The following is a 22,195-nucleotide window of genomic DNA, read 5'->3' as shown; positions in this document are numbered from 1 at the left end:
TCTTTGTGGTTTTCTTCTGGTTTAAGTTAATAGCACTGGTGAAGTGGTGAGTCTGGTCACTTCTTTTTAAAAGTGCATTAATGGAAAGCAAATATGATTAACGAAGGATCGTTGGTTGCGCAGAAGAACCTGATCAAGATCAATGAGGCTCTGGCGTCGTTGACGGAATATCAGAAAAAAATCCCGTCGTTCAAAGTTGTGCTGCAGGACTGTGTACTGAAAGAACTTCAGCGTTTGTTGCCGGAGGTCTACATCAGCAGGGTTTTCATTAACAGTCGTGTTGGCAGTAATAGTCAGGAACCAACAGGCTCGTTGATGAATGTATTCATGGCGTGCCTGATTCGCGGGCGCGCTCCGGTTTATGACGAGAGTCAATATGGCGTCTATGACTGGCTCGACTCGACAGATGAACAGAGTCGAATCCACGGTTTGGACGTGGTGGCGTTGGGTAACCTGATCAGTGACGTGTTAAAGACTTTGGCGCAAAAATACACAGCGACTCTGGATCAATACTGGTCAGCGTCCCCTGGCTCCGACGCCAAGGGGGGGGGCGCTGCCTCCACGCAGCACGAGCTTTCAAAACCTGCAGGCAACACTTTTCTGGCAGGAGTTGGCAGCCTATGTACAAGAGGGCGGGCTGAAGCGAGAAGTAGAAGAAGACATCAATAGATTTATCGATAGTGATGGTCGGGGATCTTCTTACGGTGTTTCGGTGGAACTGGAGGATGGCCGATTCGCAACGCTGGCATGCTGTTTCGTCATGTATCTGAATGGCCAATCCCTTAACGAACTCATTCCTGAGAATGATTATCCGGTCGTTCTTTATACCCCGGGCCAAGGGGTAGAAGCATTTGAGACTTCGTCGGCGCTGCATCGGGCCTTGGAAAAACGCCTGGGCGAGGCGGATACTCGTGCGGACTTGCTCAAGAATGTGTCGCTGGATGAGGCTGAGCAAGTCAGAGGTGCTCCGGCCATCCGTTATTTGAAAAATCATGAAGGGATTTTTCAACCGTTCACCTTGAAACTGCTTGATAAGCAGCGAAATAACATTGCCTCCTATCTTCGTCAGATGCAGGCGCCGAATGCTGATGTAGAAAATGTTCTTCATTCGTTAGAGTCGGTACAGCATCTGGATGAGTTGACCCAGGATGCGAAGAGGCGGACGACCAAACTGATAAAGTTGATTTCCAGAAACGCCTGGCCGCAATGGGTGAAGAATAGTTACCCAGAAAATCAGGAAATTTATGTCTCCTTGGAGCAGGAGTTACTGAGGAGTCAGGTTAATCTTCATCATGCGATGAACGGTCTGACTTCATTTAAGGAGTATGTTCGGCGAGTCGTGGAGGAGCATCTTTCTGGTGGTGATGACAAGCGTGTCGACCCCGATACCGTTTGGGTGTCAGTGAAGCACTCGGTACGTATGGGGGGTAAAGTAATCGAGCATGTTGAGCGTAAAAACTTAACGCAGGTGTTCATGTATGGTTTGCATGATGCAGTCGGACGGCTCGAGCTTCAGTTCGAAGCTTTTCATAACAATCCAAGATTGACGCTTTCGAATATCGAGTACGCCATCAAGCAGTTTGATCTTCGTTTGAAGTACGCCAGTGAACGAAACAATCGCTATCTTGATCCGCAAGTTAAAGAGGCAATGCGAGAAGTTCTGGGGAGGCAGACCGCGCTCAGTAACTTTGCAGCGATTCTTCAAAAGCACATCAGCCCGAAAGCACAGGATATCGTTATGCGCTATCAGTTTGGTGATACGACGCAAGAGGCATTCAGTGTTGCTTTCCGCAGTTGGTTTCGACCGTTCAAAGACATGATTGTCTATCGCACAAAAAGTGCCACACCTGATCGCTTGCCCCATGTGTTGTATGCCCCCGGTGCACCGACCGGCCAGGAATGGTATGAGTTTTCTGATCTGACAGCCTTGAAGCGTCAGTTCATTAATTGGGGTTTTGAAAAACAGGGTCGCGATTTTCTGATCGGGCAGGCTCACAGCGTAGATCGCGCGAAACTTGTGGAGGACTATCTCTCTGAAGTTAAATCGAGGACTGTGTTCGAAAGTTGGTGGTGGGACGGTATCAGTCTGGTGGAATGGTCGTCCGGCATGGACCTCGGTCCATTAATGGGCGCTATCGAGAAAATCATCGACTGGGAAATTGTCGAAGAAAAGGTCGTCACTCCCGACTGGTACAGGAGCGCTGGCCGCGAGGATCGTGAGCTTTTTACCCGGTTAAATACCGATTACAAGGCCATCTACGAAGTATCCAAAGAGCCGCTGCATATTGAATCGTTTGCCGGTTTCTCCCGAAAACTGGTGATGAACGCGCTGAACGATTACCTCCGTCAATCCGGTGCTCATCCCGAAATCGATCCCGATCGAGTGACTGTCAAGCTGCAGGGACAGGACTGGATGACGCTCACGAACCTTTTCATTCAATGGGAGTACTGGCGCAGCGATGTTTCAGTGTTCGAAAAGTTGTTTTCCTATCTCACCCCGTCAGGCGACATTCTGATAAAAATCAAGGAAGCGAATAGAACCGCGACATTCCAATCCCTCGACAACACCTCCCTGGGACGACTGGGTGTGTCTACCATCAACGCACTGATTGATTTGTTGCCAGGTGAGAAATATGAGGAATATTTAAAACTGAATTTCCTGAATACGCCCTCCCACAATCTCAAGGCCAAGCTCTATTGCAAGACCAAGCAAAATGAAATGCTTAGGGCTGCACTGGTACAAAAAATGCGGGGTTCTCTGCCCAACGAACACTTTCAATGGTTGAAGGGGCTGATCGAAGATCTGGATCGCGAAGTGGGTCTCGACACGGGGCTGGTCTTGAACGGGAGTCCACCGCGTGCGGGTATCTGTGAGCTCGTGCTGGAGAATAAGCGTATAGAGGGGGGGTACGTTTTCGGCCGCGTAGTGGCAGGGAAACTCGAGTTCCTGATTTACCTACCCAAAGCTCCGGATGGGTTGGAGTTCCGCCCCATCGGTACGCTGACCCAGGACCTGAAAAATTACACTCTTGGCGAGCATGTCGTTGGCCTTGCCAAGTTGAGTGATCGGGGCGTCATCCAACGTTATGTCGACAAGTGCCGAGAGACTGCGAATGGGTCCGCATTACCAGCCCCAATGTTACTAGGCAGCGCACCGGTGTCTCACTTCAATTCCGAGTACGACAGAATGGTTTGGCGCCTCATCAAGGATGTCGATTACCAGACAACGAGCAGTTCGGAATCCTTCTGGCGCGACGTGATGATCGTTACCGAATTGGCCGTTGACGTTGTTTCCTTGTTTGTTCCGCCCGTTGGCTTGGCGGCGAGTCTCTTGAGGATAACGCGCTCGATCGTACAAGGCTTCATTGCCCATAGTGAGGGCAATGAACGCGCCGCCAATGCGCATTTTGCCTCTGCCTGGAGAAGCGCCATCACCTTTTATGCGGGCAAGATTGCAGGAGTCGGTGTATCCGTGTCAGCGGTGGGCCTGCTATCGCAAGTGAAAGATATTTCCGAGATTGTATCGACCGTGACCGGGGTTCCAATGGGCATCGAGTACATAACGGCAGTCACGTCTGCGTATTCGATCCAGGACAGCAAAACTCGAATCGTAGGTTGATTCTGCACCGGTTATCCGTTATTCCGGCTGATACCCCATCCGCCAACTCACAGCCCGGGTCGCTGCCAGCAAACGCTGCGCCGCCGGGCCGTTTTCATCGGCGTGAAACAACGAGGTCGGGCCGACGATGGTCATCACCGCCGCCACTTGGCCGACCGCATTGAACACCGGCGCCGACAACGCATCCACGCCGGGCATCAGCAAGCCGTGAACATGGTGCAAGCCGCGTTCACGGATCTGTTCGCACAATGTGGTGTAAGCCTGCTCATCGGCCAACGGATGAACATCGACGGCGCGGACTTCGAGATCGCGCAACTCATCGGTTTCGCGATGGGGCAAATAGGCACTGAACACCAGCCCTGTCGACGAGCTGAGCAACGGTAAAACCGAGCCCAATTGCGTGACCACCGTCACCGCGCGCACCGCCGGTTCGATGTGCACCACCGTCGCGCCCTGATTCCCCCACACCGCTATAAAGCAGGTCTCATTCAGCTCGTCACGCAACTCGGCCAAGGGCAGGGCGGCGACTTTCAGCACGTCCATACTGTTCAACGCAGCCAGACCGACCCGAAGCGCTTCACGGCCGAGGCCGTAATGGTTGGTGGCGGTGTTCTGCTCGGCAAAACCGCTGGCGATCAGCGCCTGCAAATAGCGGTGAACCTTGCTCGCCGGCATCTGCACGTGTTCGGCCAGGCGCGACAACGAGGTCGAGGGCGACAGCTCGGCAAGCGCCTTGAGGATGTCGGTACCGACTTCGGCCGAGCGGACTTTCTGTTTACCGTTGCTTTCGCTGGTCATGGAGGCGGTGTGATCCCGGGACGAATGGGCGTCTTTATAGCTTGACGGTCAATACCAATCAAATTACGTTATGCGTAATCGAATTACGATAAAAATAACCCAGGCGTGCCAAGACCTCTTCAGCAGAGTGACCGGCCATTGCCTACTCCCGTTCAGGAGGCTCCATGAACCTCGATTCAACGGCGCCAGCGCTGGCTTATCAGTCAGGCTTTGGCAACGAATTCAGCAGCGAAGCGTTGCCCGGCGCACTGCCCGTCGGCCAGAACTCTCCGCAAAAAACTCCATATGGCTTGTACACCGAACTGTTCTCCGGCACGGCCTTTACCATGCCCCGCAGCGAAGCACGACGGACCTGGATGTACCGCATCCAGCCATCGGCCAACCACCCGGCATTCGTCAAACTGGATCGGCAGCTGGCCGGCGGCCCACTGGGTGAAGTGACCCCCAATCGCCTGCGCTGGAACCCCTTGGACATTCCGACCGAACCCACCGATTTCATTGACGGGCTGGTGAGCATGGCCGCCAACTCGGGCGCGGAAAAACCGGCCGGGATCAGTATCTATAACTACCGCGCCAATCGCTCCATGGAGCGCGTGTTCTTCAACGCCGACGGCGAACTGTTGCTGGTGCCGGAACTGGGCCGCTTGCGCATCGCCACCGAACTGGGCGTGCTGGAGTTGGAACCGCTGGAAATCGCCGTTCTGCCGCGCGGGTTGAAATTCCGCGTCGAACTGCTCGATCCGCAAGCCCGCGGCTACATCGCCGAAAACCACGGCGCGCCATTGCGCCTGCCGGATTTGGGGCCGATTGGCAGCAATGGCCTGGCCAACCCCCGCGACTTCATGACCCCGGTGGCCCATTACGAAAACCTCAAGCAACCGACCACTCTGGTACAGAAATTTCTCGGCCAGTTGTGGGGTTGCGAGCTTGATCATTCGCCGCTGAACGTGGTCGCCTGGCACGGCAATAACGTGCCATACAAATATGACCTGCGCCGTTTCAACACCATCGGCACGGTCAGTTTCGATCACCCGGATCCATCGATTTTTACCGTCCTGACCTCGCCGACCAGCGTGCATGGTCTGGCCAATCTGGACTTCGTGATCTTCCCTCCACGCTGGATGGTCGCGGAGAAGACGTTCCGTCCGCCGTGGTTCCACCGCAACCTGATGAACGAATTCATGGGCCTGATCCAGGGCGAATACGATGCCAAGGCCGAAGGTTTCGTGCCTGGCGGTGCGTCGTTGCACAGCTGCATGAGCGCCCACGGCCCCGACGGCGAGACCTGCACCAAGGCGATCAACGCTGAACTGGCGCCGGCTAAAATCGATAACACCATGGCCTTCATGTTCGAGACCAGCCAAGTGTTGCGCCCGAGCCGATTCGCCCTGGATTGCCCACAACTGCAAAACAATTACGACGCCTGCTGGGCCACGTTGCCCGCCACTTTCGACCCGACCCGGAGATAACCCATGACTCAGACTTCCATCACTCGTAGCTGGGTTGCCTCCGCCAACGGCCACGCGGATTTTCCGCTGCAAAACCTGCCGTTGGGCATATTCAGCGTGAAGGGCTCCACGCCGCGCAGTGGCGTGGCAATCGGCGACCATATCTTTGATCTGGAGGCGGCACTGGATGCCGGCCTGTTCGATGGCATTGCGAAGAGAGCAGTCGAAGCCACCCGTGGTGGTCAGCTGAATGCGTTCTTCGAATTGGGCCGCGATGCTCGTGTCGCTTTGCGCGAACGTCTGCTGGAATTGTTTGCCGAAGGCAGCACCCTACGCGGCAAGATCGAAGCCCAAGGCGCCAAACTGCTGCCGCTGGCGGCGGATTGCCAGATGCACCTGCCGGCGAAGATCAACGACTACACCGACTTCTACGTGGGCATCGAGCATGCGCAAAATGTCGGCAAACTGTTCCGCCCGGATAACCCGTTGCTGCCGAACTACAAGTACGTGCCGATCGGTTACCACGGCCGCGCCTCGACCATTCGCCCGTCCGGCACCGACGTACGTCGGCCGAAAGGCCAGACCCTGCCGGCCGGCCAGACCGAGCCGACGTTTGGTCCGTGCGCACGCCTGGACTACGAATTGGAACTGGGCATCTGGATCGGTCCGGGCAATGCCATGGGCGACTCGATCGCCATCGGTGACGCCGCCGAGCACATCGCCGGTTTCTGCCTGCTCAACGACTGGTCGGCGCGGGATATCCAGGCCTGGGAATACCAGCCGCTGGGGCCGTTCCTGTCCAAGAGTTTCATCACCAGCATTTCGCCGTGGGTGGTGACGGCCGAAGCGCTGGAACCGTTCCGTCGTGCGCAGCCGGCGCGTCCGGAAGGTGACCCGCAGCCGCTGCCTTACCTGTTCGACAAACGTGATCAGGCCGCCGGAGCCTTCGACATCGAACTCGAAGTGCTGCTGCTGACCGAGTCGATGCGCGAGCAAAATCTGCCAGCCCATCGTCTGACCCTCAGCAACACCCAACACATGTACTGGACCGTCGCGCAACTGGTTGCGCACCACAGCGTCAACGGTTGCCAGTTGCAGGCCGGTGATCTGTTCGGTTCGGGCACGCTGTCCGGTCCTGAGAGCGGTCAGTTCGGCAGCCTGCTGGAAATCACCGAGGGCGGTAAGAAGCCGATCGAACTGGCCTCGGGCGAGGTGCGTAAATTCCTCGAGGACGGCGACGAAATCATCCTGCGGGCGCGTTGCAGCCGCGAAGGTTTTGCGTCCATCGGTTTCGGCGAATGCCGCGGCAAAGTACTGCCAGCGCGCTAAGAGGATCGGGTCATGGAACTCTATACCTACTACCGTTCGACCTCGTCTTTCCGGGTGCGTATTGCGTTGGCGCTCAAGGGGCTGGATTACCAGGCGCTGCCGATCAACCTGATCGCGCCGCCAGGTGGCGAACATCGGCAGCCGACGTACCTGAGCATCAACCCGCAAGGCCGGGTGCCGGCCTTGCGCACTGATGAGGGAGAATTGCTGATCCAGTCACCGGCGATCATCGAGTACCTGGAGGAACGTTATCCACAGGTGCCGCTGCTGTCCAAAGACTTGGCCGCCCGCGCTCATGAGCGTGGCGTGGCAGCGGTGATCGGTTGCGATGTTCACCCGCTGCATAACGTCAGCGTGCTCAATAAACTGCGCCAATTGGGGCACGATGAGCCGCAGGTGGTTGAGTGGATCGGTCATTGGATCAGCCAAGGGTTGGCGACGGTGGAGCAATTGATCGGTGACACCGGTTATTGCTTTGGCGATCAACCGGGGCTGGCGGACGTCTATTTGATCCCGCAGTTGTATGCGGCCGAGCGCTTCAATATTTCATTGGAAGCCTACCCGCGAATTCGGCGAGTGGCGGCGCTGGCGGCGACACATCCAGCCTTCTTCCTGGCCCATCCGGCGAATCAGCCCGATACCCCTTAATGGCTTCACATAGACCCAATGTGGGAGCGGGCTTGCTCGCGAAGAAGGCACCGCGGTATTTCTGACGCACCGCGTTATCGTTCTTCGCGAACAAGCCCGCTCCCACATGAAGTCAGTGAACCACTGAGTTAGGCGGTAGGTGCCCTAATCGTTCAGTCAGGCGAATCCGCTGGATCGGGTCGTCGCTGAGCAGCAGCGCATGCTCCAGGTCAAAGCGCTCGGCATTCGGGCAGTCCAGTCGTTGGTAGAGGCTGGCTCGGGCCAGATAGTCGGAGGCGCTGGCGTTGCCCAATTCAAGCACGCGCTCGGCGTCGATCAGGGCGTCGATGTAGTCATCGTTCGTGAGGTACAACTGGCGCAGGTTGCGCGACAGGCGTTGTAGCATCTGCACCGGTTCGGCAGTGAGTAAATGCTCGGCACTGAGCTGCATGTTCGGGCCGTACTGACGTTGCAGCAGTTCGCGGCAATCATTGGGGTACAGCCGTCGCCCGCCGCACGGGTCTAGCAGGTGATCGGCGCCTTGCACCCGCAGCAGGAAATGCCCGGGAAAGTTGACCCCGACCATGGGAATCTCCAGCCTTCTGGCCAGTTCCAGCGCAATCAGGCCCAGCGCCAGCGGCTGGCCCCGCCGACGTTCCAACACTTTATTGAGTAACGCCACTTGCGGACGCATGGGCGTGAAGTCGTCCTGAGCGAACCCCAGGTCATTCATTCGCCGCAACAATGGTTGAGCCAATTCGCTCACCGGCAGCATCGGCAACCCGTAGCTGACCCGCTGTTGCAGGTCCTTGAAGTCCGCCAGCACGGCCTCGGGATCCAGCTCTTTATCGTGTTCGACGGCCATCCACAGCGCCGCCTCGAACAGCGCGGGCGGTGATCGTTGCAGACAGTCGAAAAAACGTTGGCGCGGGGTCATCAAAATCTCCGGGGAATGCCTCGTTTTAGCCCCGTCGCAGGCTTTCGTCCAGTGCTGCACACAGGCGGTAACAGGTTATGTCTGAAAGCGTTCAAAGCGGCGTCGCTTATTCCGGTGCGCTTCTGCAATTTTTGTGCGCAAGCCTATACTGGCGACTACAAGAAGTGATTCGGGAGCCCTACGATGTTCGCTCTCATGCAAAGCACTCGCCTTGAATCGCTGCACCTGAGCGTCGATCCGGTCACCGGATTGAAGGCGGTGATTGCCATCCACAACAGCCGTCTGGGACCTGCCCTGGGCGGGTGTCGTTACCTTGCTTACCCCAGCGATGAAGCCGCGATCGAGGATGCTGTGCGCCTTGCCCAAGGCATGAGTTACAAGGCGGCCCTGGCCGGCCTGGCTCAGGGCGGTGGCGTTGCGGTGATTCTTCGCCCGGCCCATGTGGAAAACCGCGCCGCGCTATTTGAAGCCTTCGGGCGCTGCATTAACGAACTCGACGGTCGCTACATTACCGCCATCGACGCCGGCACCTCCGTGGCGGACATGGACTGCATCGCCCAACAGACCCAATTCGTCACCAGTACCACTGCCGCGGGCGACCCCGCACCGCATGCCGCCATGGGCGTGTTTGCCGGTATTCGCAGCACTGCCATGGCCCGCTTGGGCAGCGATAATCTCGAAGGACTGCGCATAGCCATTCAAGGCCTGGGCAATGTCGGTTATGCCTTGGCCGAACAGCTACACGCGGCCGGTGCCGAGCTGCTGGTCAGCGACATCGATCACGGCAAGGTGCAGCTGGCCATGGAGCAGTTGGGTGCTCATCCGATCGCCAACGATGCGCTGCTCAGCACACCGTGCGACATACTCGCGCCCTGCGGCCTGGGCGCTGTGCTTAACAGCAACAGTGTGTCGCAACTGCGCTGCGCTGCGGTCGCAGGTTCGGCAAACAATCAATTGATCCATCTGGAAATCGCCGATCAGCTGGAGCGCCGGGGCATTCTGTATGCACCCGATTACGTGATCAATGCCGGCGGGCTGATCTACGTGTCGCTCAAACACCGCGGGGAAGAGCTGACGACCATCACCGCGCACCTGTCGAAAATCAGTTCACGGCTAACCGAAGTCTTCGCCCATGCCCAAGCGGAAAAGCGTTCCCCGGCCCGGGTGGCGGATGAGTTGGCGGAGAAAGTGCTGTACCGGTGATGCAGCACGAGTGAACAGTTTGAATCGATAAAGGAGCGAGTGCCTATCCGGCCAACTCGCTCCCCAAACCCTGCGCCACAAGCGTGGGGGCTGACCATTGCACGCCGACCCCGCGTGCCAGGAGCCCTGTGATGCTTCACAAGGTTGAGCTGCCCTACACCCGTTTTTTATCCCCTGACGGCCATTTACTCGGCAATCTTCCCTCCTGGGCCGACGACTTCAATCTGCTGACGCGCCTGTATCGGCAGATGGTCCTGACCCGCCTTTTCGATCAGAAAGCTGTCGCCTTGCAGCGCACCGGGCGCATCGGCACCTACGCACCAACCTTGGGCCAGGAAGCCATTGGCGTCGCGGTTGGCAGCCTGATGCACGCCGAAGACGTACTGATCCCGTATTACCGCGACACCGCTGTGCAATTGATGCGCGGTGTGCGCATGGAAGAAATCCTTCTGTATTGGGGCGGCGATGAGCGTGGCAGCGACTTTGCCGACCCCGCGGTCGCTGAGGATTTTCCGATCTGCGTGCCGATTGCCACCCAGGCCCTGCATGCCTGCGGTGTCGCCAGCGCCTTCAAAATCCGTGGCCAGCATCGGGTCGCCGTCACCACTTGCGGCGACGGCGGAACCAGCAAAGGTGATTTCCTCGAAGCCCTCAATGTTGCGGGCGCCTGGCAGTTGCCGGTGGTGTTTGTGATCAACAACAACCAATGGGCGATCTCGGTGCCGCGGCGCATTCAGTGTGGTGCCCCGACCCTGGCGCAGAAAGCCATTGGCGCCGGCTTCCACGGCGAGCAAGTCGACGGCAATGACATGCTCGCCGTTTATGACCGCATGCAAGCGGCCCTCGAACGGGCGCGTCACGGTAAAGGCCCGGTGTTACTCGAATGCCTGAGCTATCGCCTCGGCGATCACACCACTGCCGACGATGCCACGCGCTACCGGTCGGCGGACGAGGTCAAGCAGGCCTGGCTCGAAGAACCGATCAAGCGGCTACAACGCTTCATGGCCGGTCAGGGCGTGTGGGACGAAAGCCGCGAACAGGCACTGATCAGCGAATGCCAGGGCTTGATTCAGGGTGCTGTGGATAACTTCGAAGCGGCGGGTATGCAGTCACCGGAATCAGTGATTGATCATGTCTACGCCCAGTGGCCGCAAGCCTTGGCTGAACAGCGCGAAGAATTTCTCGAACGGGTGGCGCGCCGCACGGGAGGTTCGGGCCATGAGTAACGGTAAGGTGACGCTGCTGGAAGCAGTGAATCTGGCGTTGCATCGGGCCATGCGCGAGGACGAAAACGTCATCGTCCTGGGTGAAGACGTCGGGGTGAACGGTGGGGTTTTTCGCGCGACGCTGGGCCTGCGCGACAGCTTTGGATTCAAGCGGGTGATCGACTCACCGCTGGCCGAAACCATGCTCGGTGGGCTAGTGGTGGGTATGGCGGCCCAAGGCCTGAAACCGGTGGTGGAAATCCAGTTCATGGGCTTCATCTACGCCACCATGGAGCACTTGGTGTCCCACGCCAGCCGCATGCGCAATCGCACCCGCGGGCGGCTCACCTGCCCGATGGTGATGCGCTCGCCGATGGGCGCGGGGATTCGCGCGCCGGAGCATCACAGCGAAAGCACCGAAGCCCTGTTCGCGCATATTCCGGGGCTGCGGGTGGTGATCCCGTCCTCGCCGGCTCGGGCCTATGGCTTGCTGCTCGCGGCCATCGACGACCCGGATCCAGTGATATTTCTCGAACCCACCCGACTCTACCGAATGAACCCGCAACCGCTGCTGGATGACGGCAAGCGCCTGCCGCTGGACAGCTGCTTCACCCTGCGCGAAGGCAGCGACATTACCCTGATCAGTTGGGGCGCCAGTGTGATGGAAACCCTGCAAGCCGCCACGCAACTGGCCGAGCAGGGCGTCTCGGCGGAAGTTATTGATGTCGCCAGTATCAAACCGCTGGATTTCGACACGATGGAGGCCTCGGTGCGCAAGACCGGTCGCTGTGTGATCGTGCATGAAGCGCCACGCTCCTGCGGGGTCGGCGCGGAAATCGCCGCGAGCCTTTATGAGCGGGTATTTCTGGATTTGCAGGCACCGATCCAGCGAGTCACCGCGCCAGACATTCCGCCGCCGCTGTATCGACTGGAATCGCTGTACATGCCTGGGGTCGAAGACATTCTTCATGCCTGCGACACCGTGCTGCATCACCCCTGAGGAACGCCTGAAGCCGAGGAGGTTGCGATGAAATATTTCAAACTGCCGGATCTGGGCGAAGGCTTGCAGGAGGCGGAAATCGTTCGTTGGCACGTCAAGGTCGGCGATACCGTCAAGGCCGACCAACTATTGGTGTCGGTGGAAACCGCCAAGGCGCTGGTGGACATTCCCGCACCCTACGACGGCGTGGTGGCGAAAACATTCGGTGGCGAGGGCGACATCCTTCACGTTGGCGAACCTCTGCTCGGTTACGAAGGCGAAGCGGATGCGGGCACTGTGGTGGGGCGGCTTGAGGGCGGCAGCACAAATCAGGAAGATGCATTTTTTATCGGCGCTGCGCCTTCGACTCGTGAACACCTGGCGAACCGCGCCACGCCGGCGGTGCGTCAATTGGCTCGCCAGCTTGGCGTTGAACTGAGCACCTTGGTCGGCTCGGGCCAGGACGGCCAGATCACCCGCAGCGACGTAGAAAACGCGGCCCAGACCGAACGCGAACGCTTCGGCGGTGAGAAGCTGCGTGGCGTGCGACGCAGCATGGCACTGAACATGGCCAGATCCCATGCCGAAGTGGTGCCAGTGACGATTTTCGGGGATGCCGATCTGCATCGCTGGGGCCAGGCGCGAGAACCGCTGATTCGTCTGGCCAAGGCCATGGCGGCAGCCTGCGCCGCAGAGCCGGTGCTCAACAGCGCCTTCGATGGTAAAACCCTGGCGCTCAAACAGCACGAACGGCTCGATCTGGGCATTGCCGTGGATACGCCGGATGGCTTGTTCGTGCCGGTGCTGCGCGATGTCGGTCAGCGCACGGCGGCGGATTTGAAAGAAGGTGTGATGCGTCTGCGGGCCGATGTGCAGGCACGCTCGATCCCGCCCCAGGAAATGATGGGCGCGACCCTGACCCTGTCGAACTTCGGCACCTTGTTCGGCCGCTACGCCAACCCGGTGGTAGTGCCGCCGCAAGTGGCGATCCTCGCTGCCGGGGCGATCCGCGATGAACCGGTGGCGGTCGAAGGAACGGTGGTGGTGCACCCGATCCTGCCGCTGTCCCTGACCTTTGATCACCGGGTGGTCACCGGCGGCGAGGCGGCGCGGTTCTTCAAAGCGTTGGTCGAGGCGCTGGAACAACCTGAGATCTAGGTTTCCCGCAGGCATGAAAAAGGCCCTGAGCCATTTGGACTCAGGGCCTATTCAATTCGGGCATTGCTTACTTGGGTGTCTTCGCGGCTTTGGCTGGCTTGGTCGGCTCAGCGGGGGCCACTTCAACAGGTGCAGCGACTGCAACAGGTTCAACCACTTCGGCAGGCGCATTCAGCAGTTCGGACAGCGCATCCGGCTGGCTCTTGAATGCCTTGGCGAACACATCGCGGTTCTTCGCCATGTAGATCCCGGCTTCTTCCACTTGCTGTTCGGTCAGGGACGGAACGGCTTTTTGCAACACTTCAGCCAGCAATTCGGCCAGTTCGAGCATTTTGTCATGACGGTCAGCTTCGGCTTTATCCATGAACAAGCGCTCCAGATCTCGGCTGCTGCGGTATACCACTTCGACGGCCATTCACCACCTCACATGCCTTCACATTAGTTGTCTGTTTCGACTACTGTATCTATATACAGCGAAAAGGATAAGCGAATCCCTGCGCTTTGGGTAGTGGCTTTTTAATGTAGACCGTAATCGGCGTTTGTCAGGTGAACCGTGTCGCTCCATTCGCGGGCAAGCCCGCTCCCACAAGGATCACCGCCGGACCCTGTGGGAGCGGGCTTGTCCGCGATGGCGTCCGTCCAATCACCGCCAACGTGTCTCATATCACGCAGCCATCATCTCACCCAACAGTATCTGGCCTTTTTTCTGCATGCAGAACAACCGTCACGTCCAACCCGCATCATCCGCTCGAACCGAGCTAAGGAATAACCATCGTGAAAATCAACTGGGCCGAGAAACTGCGGCAGAACGTGCACCAACTGGCCGAGTCCCTGGGCAACCTGTTCGTCGAGACCTTCCACTACCTGGCGCTGTTCGCCATCGGTGCGGTGACCGCCTGGGCGGCGGTGATGGAATTTCTCGGGATGCTCGAACAGGGGCACATCAAGATCGATGACATCTTGCTGCTGTTCATTTACCTGGAACTGGGTGCGATGGTCGGGATTTACTTCAAGACCAACCACATGCCGGTGCGGTTTCTGATCTACGTGGCGATCACTGCGCTGACACGGCTGCTCATCTCCAATGTCTCGCACCACAATCCGCCAGACTTGGGGATCATCTACCTGTGCGGCGGGATTCTGCTGCTGGCGTTTGCGATTCTGGTGGTGCGTTACGCCTCGTCGCAGTTTCCTTCGGTGAAGATCGAACACCCGCAACGCAAGATCGGTGCGGGTTCCGGTGAGCATCCCGAGGTGGAGAAGGGTGAGATTTAAAGCCCCATTGAAGGCCGAGGCCGGGATTTGACCAAGGGCGGCGGCGGATTGCGATTGTCGCCGTCGGTCATGGCTTCAAGGATGGCCACGGCACTGTGGCCCTGTTCGATGGCGATGCCGAATTGAATGCTTTGCACCAGGCGTTTGAGGCGCTTGGGATCATTGCGCTGTTCGGCGCTGATCATCCGTTTGGCCACCACACGGCCACTTTTGGAGAGGGTCAGCATGATGCTGCCGTCCAGACCCTGAATGCTCAGGTTGACTTGATAATCCGGTGCAAAGGCATCGGTAATGAGTTGAAAGGGGTTGTCCATGATGCGTCACCGCCTGATTGAACGTGCAGTTGTTGACCAGCCGTGATCGGGATTAGTTCGTAACACCAGACCATCGGCTTTCCCTGTTCATGTAACTTTCATCCGTGCAACGCAGGAGGCAAAGCAAGGTGCATGCCGGGAAAACGATGGGGCAATGAACATGGCAAAAAGAAGGCGGGCACTCTGGCCCGCCTTCTTTTTGCCTGCCCGTTTCAGGGCATGAACGAGTAAATGATCGCAGACAGTGCAACCAAACCGATCAACACCACGAACACGTTCGAGGCCTGATTCGAGTACTGGCGCAAGGCCGGCACGCGGCGGATGGCGTACATCGGCATCAGGAACAACAGGCACGCGATGATCGGCCCACCGAGGGTTTCGATCATGCCCAGGATGCTCGGGTTGAAGGTCGCCACGGCCCAGCAGCTGAGGATCATGAACAGCGCAGTGACGCGGTTCAGCCAACTGGCGGACATGACGCGGCCACGGCCACGCAGGCTTTTCACGATCAGGCCCTGAAAGCCTTCGCTGGCGCCGATGTAATGGCCGAGGAAGGATTTGGTGATTGCCACCAGCGCAATCAACGGTGCGGCGTAAGCGATGACCGGTGTCTGGAAGTGGTTGGCCAGGTACGACAGGATCGAAATGTTCTGCGCCTTCGCGGCGGCCAAATCAGCCGGGGACAACGCCAGCACGCAGCTGAAGCAGAAGAACATCACCGTGACGACCATCATGGCGTGAGCGATCGCCAGAATGCCGCTGCTTTTGCGTTCGGCTTGTTCGCCGTAGCGCTGTTTCTGATCGACGGCGAAGGCGGAGATGATCGGCGAATGGTTGAACGAGAACACCATCACCGGAATCGCCAGCCACAAGGTCTTGAAGAACAGCGGCAGTGGCATGCCTTCACTGGCGGTGGCGAAGAACGCGCCGTTCCAATTTGGAATCAGGCTGACACCGAGCAACAGCAATGCCGCGACGAACGGATAAACCAGCACGCTCATGCATTTGACGATGACGCCCTGACCGCAACGGACGATGGCCATCAAGCCGAGAATCAGCCCCAGCGACAGGATCGCCCGAGGGGGCGGTGTCATGTGCAATTGGTGCTCCATGAGGCTGCTCAGCGTGTTGGTCAGCGCCACGCTGTACACCAGCAAAATCGGGAAGATCGCGAAGAAATACAGCAGCGTGATCAGCTTGCCGGCACCGATGCCGAAGTGTTCTTCCACCACTTCAGTAATGTCCCCGGAACGGCCGGACAACACGAAGCGCGTCAGGCCACGGTGGGCGAAGAAGGTCATCGGAAAGGCCAGTACCGCCAGGAGCAGCAGCGGCCAGAAACCACCGACACCGGCGTTGATTGGCAGGAATAACGTGCCGGCACCAATCGCCGTGCCATAGAGGCCAAGCATCCAGGTGGTGTCGTGTTTGCTCCAGCCTTTGTGGGTTATTTCGCTATTGCGTGTCAGGTCTACAGCAGGATTATCGGCAGCAGGTGTACGTATTTCGGTCATCGTTTTGGCCTCGTTATTATTCTTGCTCGGGCTCACGTATTGCGGACGATCAGGGAGTGCTCCTCAGCACTCCACCCAGCTCACCGCCAGGCCGCCCCGTGAAGTTTCTTTGTATTTGTCGTGCATGTCGGCGCCGGTATCGCGCATGGTGCGGATCACCCGGTCCAGGGAAATGAAGTGTTTGCCGTCGCCGCGCAGGGCCATTTGCGTGGCGTTGATTGCCTTCACGGCAGCAATTGCGTTGCGCTCGATGCACGGCACTTGCACCAGGCCGCCGACCGGATCGCAGGTCAGGCCGAGGTTGTGTTCCAAGCCGATTTCGGCGGCGTTTTCCAGTTGCTCCGGGGTGGCGCCGAGCACGTCCGCCAAACCTGCGGCGGCCATGGCGCACGCGGAACCGACCTCACCCTGGCAGCCGACTTCGGCGCCAGAGATCGAGGCGTTTTTCTTGCAGAGAATGCCTACGGCCGCAGCGCCCAAAAAGAACGCTACGACGTCATCGTCCGACGCATCCGGGTTGAATTTCATGTAGTAGTGCAGCACGGCCGGAATGATCCCCGCCGCCCCGTTTGTAGGCGCGGTCACCATGCGTCCGCCAGCCGCGTTTTCTTCATTTACGGCGAGGGCGAACAGGTTGACCCACTCCATGGCCGACAGGGTGGAGCTGATGACATTCGGTTTGCCGATTTCCAACAGACTGCGGTGCAATTTCGCGGCGCGGCGCGGAACATTCAGACCGCCGGGCAGGATGCCTTCGTGACGCAGACCTTGCTCGACGCACTCGCGCATCACCGACCAGATATGCAGCAACCCTTGGCGGATCTCGGCGTCGCTGCGCCAGGCCCGTTCATTGGCCATCATCAGCTCGGAAACCCGCAGACCGTGCTGGTTACAGAGCTTGAGCAACTCGGCGGCGCTGGAAAAATCGTACGGCAGCACTACGTCGCTGGAAGGGGCAATGCCAGACTCGGCTTCGGCCGCCTCGATGATGAAACCACCGCCTACCGAGTAGTACGTCTGCTCGAACAGCTCACCGGTTTCGCCGAAGGCTGTCAGGGACATGGCGTTTGGGTGGTAGGACAGGCTCTCGTCGAGCAGCAGGAGGTCGTGCTGCCAGTTGAACGCAATGGTCGATTTGCCGGCCAGGGACAATTCGCCTGTTTCGCGCAGATGCTGGATTCGGCTGTCGATTGAGTTCGGATCAATACTGTCTGGCCATTCGCCCATCAGGCCCATGATGCAGGCACGGTCGGTCGCGTGGCCGACGCCGGTGGCCGAAAGCGAACCATAAAGGCGGATTTCTACCCGCCGTACGTCGGCCAGTAAACCCTGGTCAATCAGTGCCTGGGCGAAGGTCGCGGCGGCACGCATAGGGCCGACGGTGTGGGAACTGGACGGACCGATGCCGACTTTGAAGAGATCGAAAACACTGATAGCCATGCTAAAGCCTATACAAGCAATGGAAGAGGAATCGCCGCCATTTTTGTAGGCCAAGCGCAATGTCGGCGATACTGCCTACCTCGGTCCTACGTGACCAACGAAACTTCCTAAGACAGCCTTTAGCAGGACTAAACAATGAGTCGCCAATTGCACGCCCAGACCTACGTCTGGCTGCACGTGTTTTCGTGTGCCGCGCGGCACTTGTCCTTCACCCGTTGCGCCGAAGAACTGCACATCACGCCGGGGGCGGTCAGTCAGCAAATTCGCCAACTGGAAGAGCGGCTAGGTTTTCGCCTGTTTCATCGTCGCGCCCGGGGCGTGGAATTGAGCGCCGAAGGCCAGCGATTGGCTATCACCGTCAACGAGGCCTACGGCAGCATTGATGCGGAATTGCGACGACTGGATGCGGGAATGATCAGCGGGATTTTGCGGTTGCGCTCAATTCCCTCGTTCCTGAGCAAATGGCTGACCCCCAGGTTGCCGCGTTTGCAGCAGCGCTTTCCGGATATTCAGCTGCGGCTGGTGGCTGAGGACAGCAGTGTTCCGTTGCACGAAGGCGACTTCGATCTGGCGATTGACCTGAACGACGGCAGCTACCCCGGATTGTTATCCACAGCCTTGCTGGATGAGCAGATCTTTCCGGTGTGTGCCCCCAACCTGTTGCGCGGAAGGCCGCCACTGCATGGCCCGGCGGACCTGGTGCATTTTCCGTTGCTGCACGACATCACCGCCTGGCGCGGCAGTTACGAGTACGCGGAATGGGAGTTTTATCTCAACGCCATCGGCTTCGAGGGCGCGGATGTACGGCGCGGGCATACCTTCAATCGCAATCACCTGACCATCGAAGCGGCGATTGCCGGGATGGGCGTGGCGATTGCGCGGCGAACGCTGCTCAACGATGAACTGGAGCGCGGGACGTTGATCGTGCCGTTTGGCCTGGCGGTGCCCAATCACAAGCGTTACGTGCTGCTCTATGCGCCGGGCGCGCTGAGTCATCCGGGTGTACGCGCGGTGCATGACTGGCTGGTGGAGGAGGCGGGGATATTTCGTAGCCTGCACCCGCTGGCGGAGCGGCAGATGTGAGCAATTATGACAAAAGAGCGAGGCGACCCAACTCCCGACCTTAACAGCGCTTTTGCTTCTTGTCCGGCTTTTTTTGCGTATGAGAATTTATCTTTCTTTAGGGGTTGAAATGTTCTGCGCACACACCGATTGTGTAACCAAGAGGTCACGGTGATGAAGCCCAAGGGCCAGCCGAAGGGCCTCTCGCGAGCTAGCTGAAATAAGGGATGGAACTATGCAAATCCAAGTCAATAGCGATAACCATATTCAAAGCAGCATCCGACTGGAGGAGTGGGTACGTACTACCATTGAGAGCACGCTCGAACGTTATGAGGAGGACCTGACCCGCGTCGAGGTCCATCTGCGGGACGAGAACGGCGACAAGCTCGGTCCCCACGATATACGCTGCCAGCTGGAAGCGAGGCCAAAAGGCCACCAACCGATTTCTGTCACCCATAAAGCCGCTAACCTGGAACTGGCGATCGACGGTGCGGCCGAAAAACTCGAACATGCGCTTGAACATCTGTTCGGCAAACTGCGGGGCAAACCACGTGCCGCTGTGGTGCCGTTCGAAAGGCCTACTGCCGATGCGCTGCTGGAAGACGAGTTTCTCGAGAACGAACAGGCTGCACAAAACGGCTGAGGCCTGATTCACTTTTTACCTTCCTACTTTCTCTCCACCTAAAAAACGGGCCTGCTTATGCAGGCCCGTTCTTGTTTCTGGTATTCGCCGGCTCCTGTGGTGCCATGGAGCCTGTGGCGAGGGAGCTTGCTCCCGCTGGGGTGCGAAGCGGCCCCCAAACCATCCAGTGCGGTGTGTCAGGCAAATCTCGTCAGCAGGTTTTACGACTGCTTCGCAGCCGAGCGGGAGCAAGCTCCCTCGCCACAATAGGTCCGACCTCAGACCCGTGGTCAGTAATCAAAACGCGATTGAAGTCTGCACATACACCGTCCGCGGTTCCCCCACGTACTTGCCTTTATTGTTGTCATCGAACGAGCGGGTGAAGTACTGGTGGTTGAAGATGTTCTTCACCCCCACCGCCACGTTCAGGTCCGACAACTTCGGCCCGAAGTCATACGCCGCACGGCTGCTGAACAACATATACCCCGGAATCTTGCCGGTGCTGCCATCGGCGCTTTCGGCCGAGGTATTGGCGTTGTCAGCGAACTGATCACTCTGATAGCTGCTGTCCAGATTCAGTTTCCACGCGCCTTCGGTATAACCGACGCCGAGCGTGCCTTTGTGTTTCGAAGAGAACGGCACGCGATTGCCCTTGTTCGGCCCGTCTTCGCGGATGCTCGCGTCAACATAGGCGTAAGTTGCGTACACATCGAAACCGGCCAGCGCCGGGCTCAAGTCGTCGAGGGCGTAATTGATGCTGGTTTCGATGCCTTGATGACGTGTTTCACCTCGGGCGATCACCGAGTCGTTGGTTTGATTGCTTTCATACTGGTTATCGAAGTTGATCAGGAACGCACCAATCTCTGCCCGCAAGGCGCCGTTGTCGTACCGGGTACCCAGCTCCCAGGTGCGCGCCTTCTCCGGTTTGACTTCGCCGCTGGTCACCCGGTTGGGCATCTGGCTGTACTGCACGCTGCCAAATGAGCCTTCGGTGTTGGCGTAGAGGTTCCAGCTGTCGGTCAGGTGATAGAGCACGTTCAGCGCCGGCAGGGCGGTGTTGTAGTCACCCTTGTATTTCACGTTGGTCAGGTTGTTGGTCTGCTGCGACTCGATCATTTCGTAGCGGATGCCCGGCGTGATCGTCCACTTGCCGATATCGATCCGGTCGTCGACGAAGAACGCATTGGCCTCGGTGCCGCCCCGCGTATCGCGGTCGTTGCGGCTGTTGGTGGTCGGATATTCGTTGCTGGCGATCGGCGTGCGGTAGCGCAGTTCGTGGCCGGCTTCGTTGATGTAGCGATAGCCGACGCCGACTTCATGGCTGGTCTGGCCGAGATCGAAGCCTTGGGCGAAACGGGTTTCCAGGCCACGTACCCAATACTCGCGTGGCGACAGTGAAAGGAACGTGCCCTGGTCCAGATAACCGCTGCGCAGGGTCTTGGTGAAGAAGGTATTGGCGGTGAACTCGCGGCGATCTTCCTGATAGCGATAGCCGAAGTTGAACATCGTGCGGCGGCCCCAGAACTGGTCTTTCGGGCGGGTCGACTGGTACGGATCGGCGTCGTAATCGGCGACGTTCAGGCCGCCGGGCATGTCGGCCTTGCCTTCGTAATATTGGGCCATGGCGTTGAAGCTGTTGGCGTCATCAAGCTGGTATTTGCCCTTGAGGATCAGGTCGTCGATTTCGGTGTCGCTGTGTTCGCGCCAGTCGCCACCGCGGGTGCCCGAGTACAGAATCGCGCCGCCCAGACCGTTATCGGCCGTACCGCCGGCCAGCAAATTGCCGGTGGTTTTGAAGCCGTCATGGCTGGACGATGGGCTGGTTTCGGTCTGGAAGCCGCCCTTGACCGTCGGCTCATCGGGAATGGCGCGGGTCACGAAGTTGACCACACCGCCGACGTTCTGCGGACCGTAGCGCACCGCACCGCCGCCGCGCACCACGTCGACCGCGTCCATGTTGCCCATGCTGATCGGCGCGAATGAAAGCTGCGGCTGACCATAAGGGGCGAAGGGCACCGGAATGCCGTCCATCAATACCGTGGAGCGTGAAGCCAGCCGTGGGTTGAGCCCGCGAATGCCGAAGTTCAGTGCCATGTCATGGCTGCCAGTGCCGTTGTTGTCCGGCGCATTGACCCCGGGCATGCGGTTGAGCACATCCCTGGCCTGAGTCGCGCCCTGGCGTTCGAATGCTTCGCGGCGGATCACGTCGCGAGCGCCGGGGTGTTCGAAGACGTTGGTTTGCGCCGCATCGCCAAGCCAGTCGCCGACCACTTTAGAGGTGTCCAGCTCCAGCGTCGCATCACCCGCCGGTTGCAGGCTGAAGGCATTATCGCCCTCGGCGCGGGCTTGCAGGCCGGTGCCTTCGAGCAGCGCGTTCAAGCCCTGCGAAGGGGTGTAGTTGCCTTCCAGGCCGCGACTTTGCACACCGCTGGTGACTTGTGAGCCAAAGGAGATCAGCACGCCGGCTTCACGGCCGAATTGGTTAAGTGCACTCTCCAGCGAGGACGGTGCGATGTGATACGGCTTGGCATCAGCGGCGTGCACCAGTGGCAGAACGCCGAAGCTCAGGCTGACGCCCAGCAAGAGTTGGCGCAAGGTGCGGGTCAGCGGTGTGACGCGGGTGAGTTGCATGGAGGGCGATCCTGAGAAGGTTGAATCAAGGGGG

General features: G+C 58.7%; 18 protein-coding genes and 1 pseudogene. 12 read left to right on the top strand and 7 right to left on the bottom strand.

What is annotated here, in order from left to right; all coding sequences use genetic code 11:
* The first annotated feature begins 93 nt into the window (after positions 1-93).
* Both PSH88_RS25740 and PSH88_RS25735 read left to right on the top strand, forming a co-directional pair.
* Positions 94-669, top strand: coding sequence for a hypothetical protein (locus PSH88_RS25740; protein ID WP_305423443.1), 576 nt, complete (start codon positions 94-96; stop codon positions 667-669).
* Complete coding sequence (locus PSH88_RS25735; protein ID WP_305423441.1) at positions 611-3,619, top strand: dermonecrotic toxin domain-containing protein; 3,009 nt, start codon at positions 611-613, stop codon at positions 3,617-3,619. The genes PSH88_RS25740 and PSH88_RS25735 overlap by 59 nt, the downstream gene beginning before the upstream one ends.
* A gap of 18 nt (positions 3,620-3,637) precedes the next feature.
* Here the strand turns inward: PSH88_RS25735 and PSH88_RS25730 are convergent, their stop codons facing one another.
* Positions 3,638-4,417: an IclR family transcriptional regulator gene (locus tag PSH88_RS25730; RefSeq protein WP_305483402.1), complete on the bottom strand. Its 780-nt coding sequence runs from the start codon at positions 4,415-4,417 to the stop codon at positions 3,638-3,640.
* 164 nt (positions 4,418-4,581) lie between these two features.
* On the opposite strand from PSH88_RS25730, the gene hmgA reads away from it, so the two are divergent.
* The 3 genes from hmgA to maiA are packed head-to-tail and all read left to right on the top strand — an operon-like array spanning position 4,582 to position 7,842.
* Entirely contained in the window at positions 4,582-5,886 is a 1,305-nt protein-coding gene (gene hmgA / locus PSH88_RS25725) for a homogentisate 1,2-dioxygenase (RefSeq protein ID WP_305423440.1), read from the top strand.
* Between the two features lie 3 nt (positions 5,887-5,889).
* Positions 5,890-7,194 carry a fumarylacetoacetase gene (gene fahA / locus PSH88_RS25720; RefSeq protein WP_305423439.1) on the top strand — a complete coding sequence of 435 codons (1,305 nt, stop codon included), beginning with the start codon at positions 5,890-5,892 and terminating at the stop codon, positions 7,192-7,194.
* A gap of 12 nt (positions 7,195-7,206) precedes the next feature.
* On the top strand, positions 7,207-7,842 hold the full coding sequence (gene maiA / locus PSH88_RS25715) for a maleylacetoacetate isomerase (RefSeq protein ID WP_305423437.1): 636 nt from the start codon (positions 7,207-7,209) through the stop codon (positions 7,840-7,842).
* A gap of 112 nt (positions 7,843-7,954) precedes the next feature.
* Here maiA and PSH88_RS25710 read toward each other — a convergent pair whose 3' ends face one another.
* Positions 7,955-8,758: a SirB1 family protein gene (locus PSH88_RS25710; RefSeq protein ID WP_305423436.1), complete on the bottom strand. Its 804-nt coding sequence runs from the start codon at positions 8,756-8,758 to the stop codon at positions 7,955-7,957.
* A 183-nt stretch (positions 8,759-8,941) separates the two neighbouring features.
* Here PSH88_RS25710 and PSH88_RS25705 point away from each other — a divergent pair, with 183 nt between their 5' ends.
* The 4 genes from PSH88_RS25705 (at position 8,942) to PSH88_RS25690 (ending at position 13,303) form a co-directional block, all read left to right on the top strand.
* Positions 8,942-9,961 (top strand): Glu/Leu/Phe/Val dehydrogenase family protein, encoded by a 1,020-nt coding sequence (locus PSH88_RS25705; RefSeq protein WP_305423435.1) that lies wholly within the window; start codon positions 8,942-8,944, stop codon positions 9,959-9,961.
* Between the two features lie 131 nt (positions 9,962-10,092).
* Positions 10,093-11,187: a pyruvate dehydrogenase (acetyl-transferring) E1 component subunit alpha gene (gene pdhA, locus PSH88_RS25700; protein WP_305423434.1), complete on the top strand. Its 1,095-nt coding sequence runs from the start codon at positions 10,093-10,095 to the stop codon at positions 11,185-11,187.
* On the top strand, positions 11,180-12,166 hold the full coding sequence (locus PSH88_RS25695; RefSeq protein WP_305423432.1) for an alpha-ketoacid dehydrogenase subunit beta: 987 nt from the start codon (positions 11,180-11,182) through the stop codon (positions 12,164-12,166). The genes pdhA and PSH88_RS25695 overlap by 8 nt, the downstream gene beginning before the upstream one ends.
* A 27-nt stretch (positions 12,167-12,193) precedes the next feature.
* Complete coding sequence (locus tag PSH88_RS25690) at positions 12,194-13,303, top strand: dihydrolipoamide acetyltransferase family protein (protein ID WP_305423431.1); 1,110 nt, start codon at positions 12,194-12,196, stop codon at positions 13,301-13,303.
* A gap of 160 nt (positions 13,304-13,463) precedes the next feature.
* Here PSH88_RS25690 and PSH88_RS25685 read toward each other — a convergent pair.
* Positions 13,464-13,718: pseudogene (locus PSH88_RS25685) on the bottom strand (YebG family protein); the annotation flags it as partial.
* Positions 13,719-14,077: 359 nt separating this feature from the next.
* Between PSH88_RS25685 and PSH88_RS25680 the strand changes: the two are divergent.
* A complete protein-coding gene (locus tag PSH88_RS25680) occupies positions 14,078-14,578 on the top strand; it encodes a phosphate-starvation-inducible protein PsiE (protein WP_305423430.1) in 501 nt (166 codons plus the stop codon).
* Here the strand turns inward: PSH88_RS25680 and PSH88_RS25675 are convergent.
* The 3 genes from PSH88_RS25675 to PSH88_RS25665 form a co-directional block, all read right to left on the bottom strand.
* Complete coding sequence (locus PSH88_RS25675; protein WP_123496706.1) at positions 14,575-14,892, bottom strand: DUF3509 domain-containing protein; 318 nt, start codon at positions 14,890-14,892, stop codon at positions 14,575-14,577. The genes PSH88_RS25680 and PSH88_RS25675 overlap by 4 nt on opposite strands.
* A gap of 212 nt (positions 14,893-15,104) precedes the next feature.
* A complete protein-coding gene (locus tag PSH88_RS25670) occupies positions 15,105-16,406 on the bottom strand; it encodes a serine/threonine transporter (protein WP_305423428.1) in 1,302 nt (433 codons plus the stop codon).
* Between the two features lie 63 nt (positions 16,407-16,469).
* On the bottom strand, positions 16,470-17,846 hold the full coding sequence (locus tag PSH88_RS25665) for an L-serine ammonia-lyase (protein ID WP_305423426.1): 1,377 nt from the start codon (positions 17,844-17,846) through the stop codon (positions 16,470-16,472).
* A gap of 135 nt (positions 17,847-17,981) precedes the next feature.
* Between PSH88_RS25665 and PSH88_RS25660 the strand changes: the two genes are divergently transcribed.
* Positions 17,982-18,929 carry a LysR substrate-binding domain-containing protein gene (locus PSH88_RS25660; RefSeq protein WP_305423424.1) on the top strand — a complete coding sequence of 316 codons (948 nt, stop codon included), beginning with the start codon at positions 17,982-17,984 and terminating at the stop codon, positions 18,927-18,929.
* Positions 18,930-19,143: 214 nt separating this feature from the next.
* Positions 19,144-19,551 carry an HPF/RaiA family ribosome-associated protein gene (locus PSH88_RS25655; protein ID WP_305423422.1) on the top strand — a complete coding sequence of 136 codons (408 nt, stop codon included), beginning with the start codon at positions 19,144-19,146 and terminating at the stop codon, positions 19,549-19,551.
* A gap of 276 nt (positions 19,552-19,827) precedes the next feature.
* Here the strand turns inward: PSH88_RS25655 and fecA are convergent, their stop codons facing one another.
* Positions 19,828-22,161, bottom strand: coding sequence for a TonB-dependent Fe(3+) dicitrate receptor FecA (gene fecA / locus PSH88_RS25650; protein ID WP_305423421.1), 2,334 nt, complete (start codon positions 22,159-22,161; stop codon positions 19,828-19,830).
* Positions 22,162-22,195: the final 34 nt, after the last annotated feature.

This window comes from Pseudomonas wuhanensis (genome assembly GCF_030687395.1).
GTDB classification, from domain to species: domain Bacteria; phylum Pseudomonadota; class Gammaproteobacteria; order Pseudomonadales; family Pseudomonadaceae; genus Aquipseudomonas; species Aquipseudomonas wuhanensis.
Note: the sequence above shows the minus strand (reverse complement) of the source record. Positions and strands in the feature narration are given on the sequence as shown.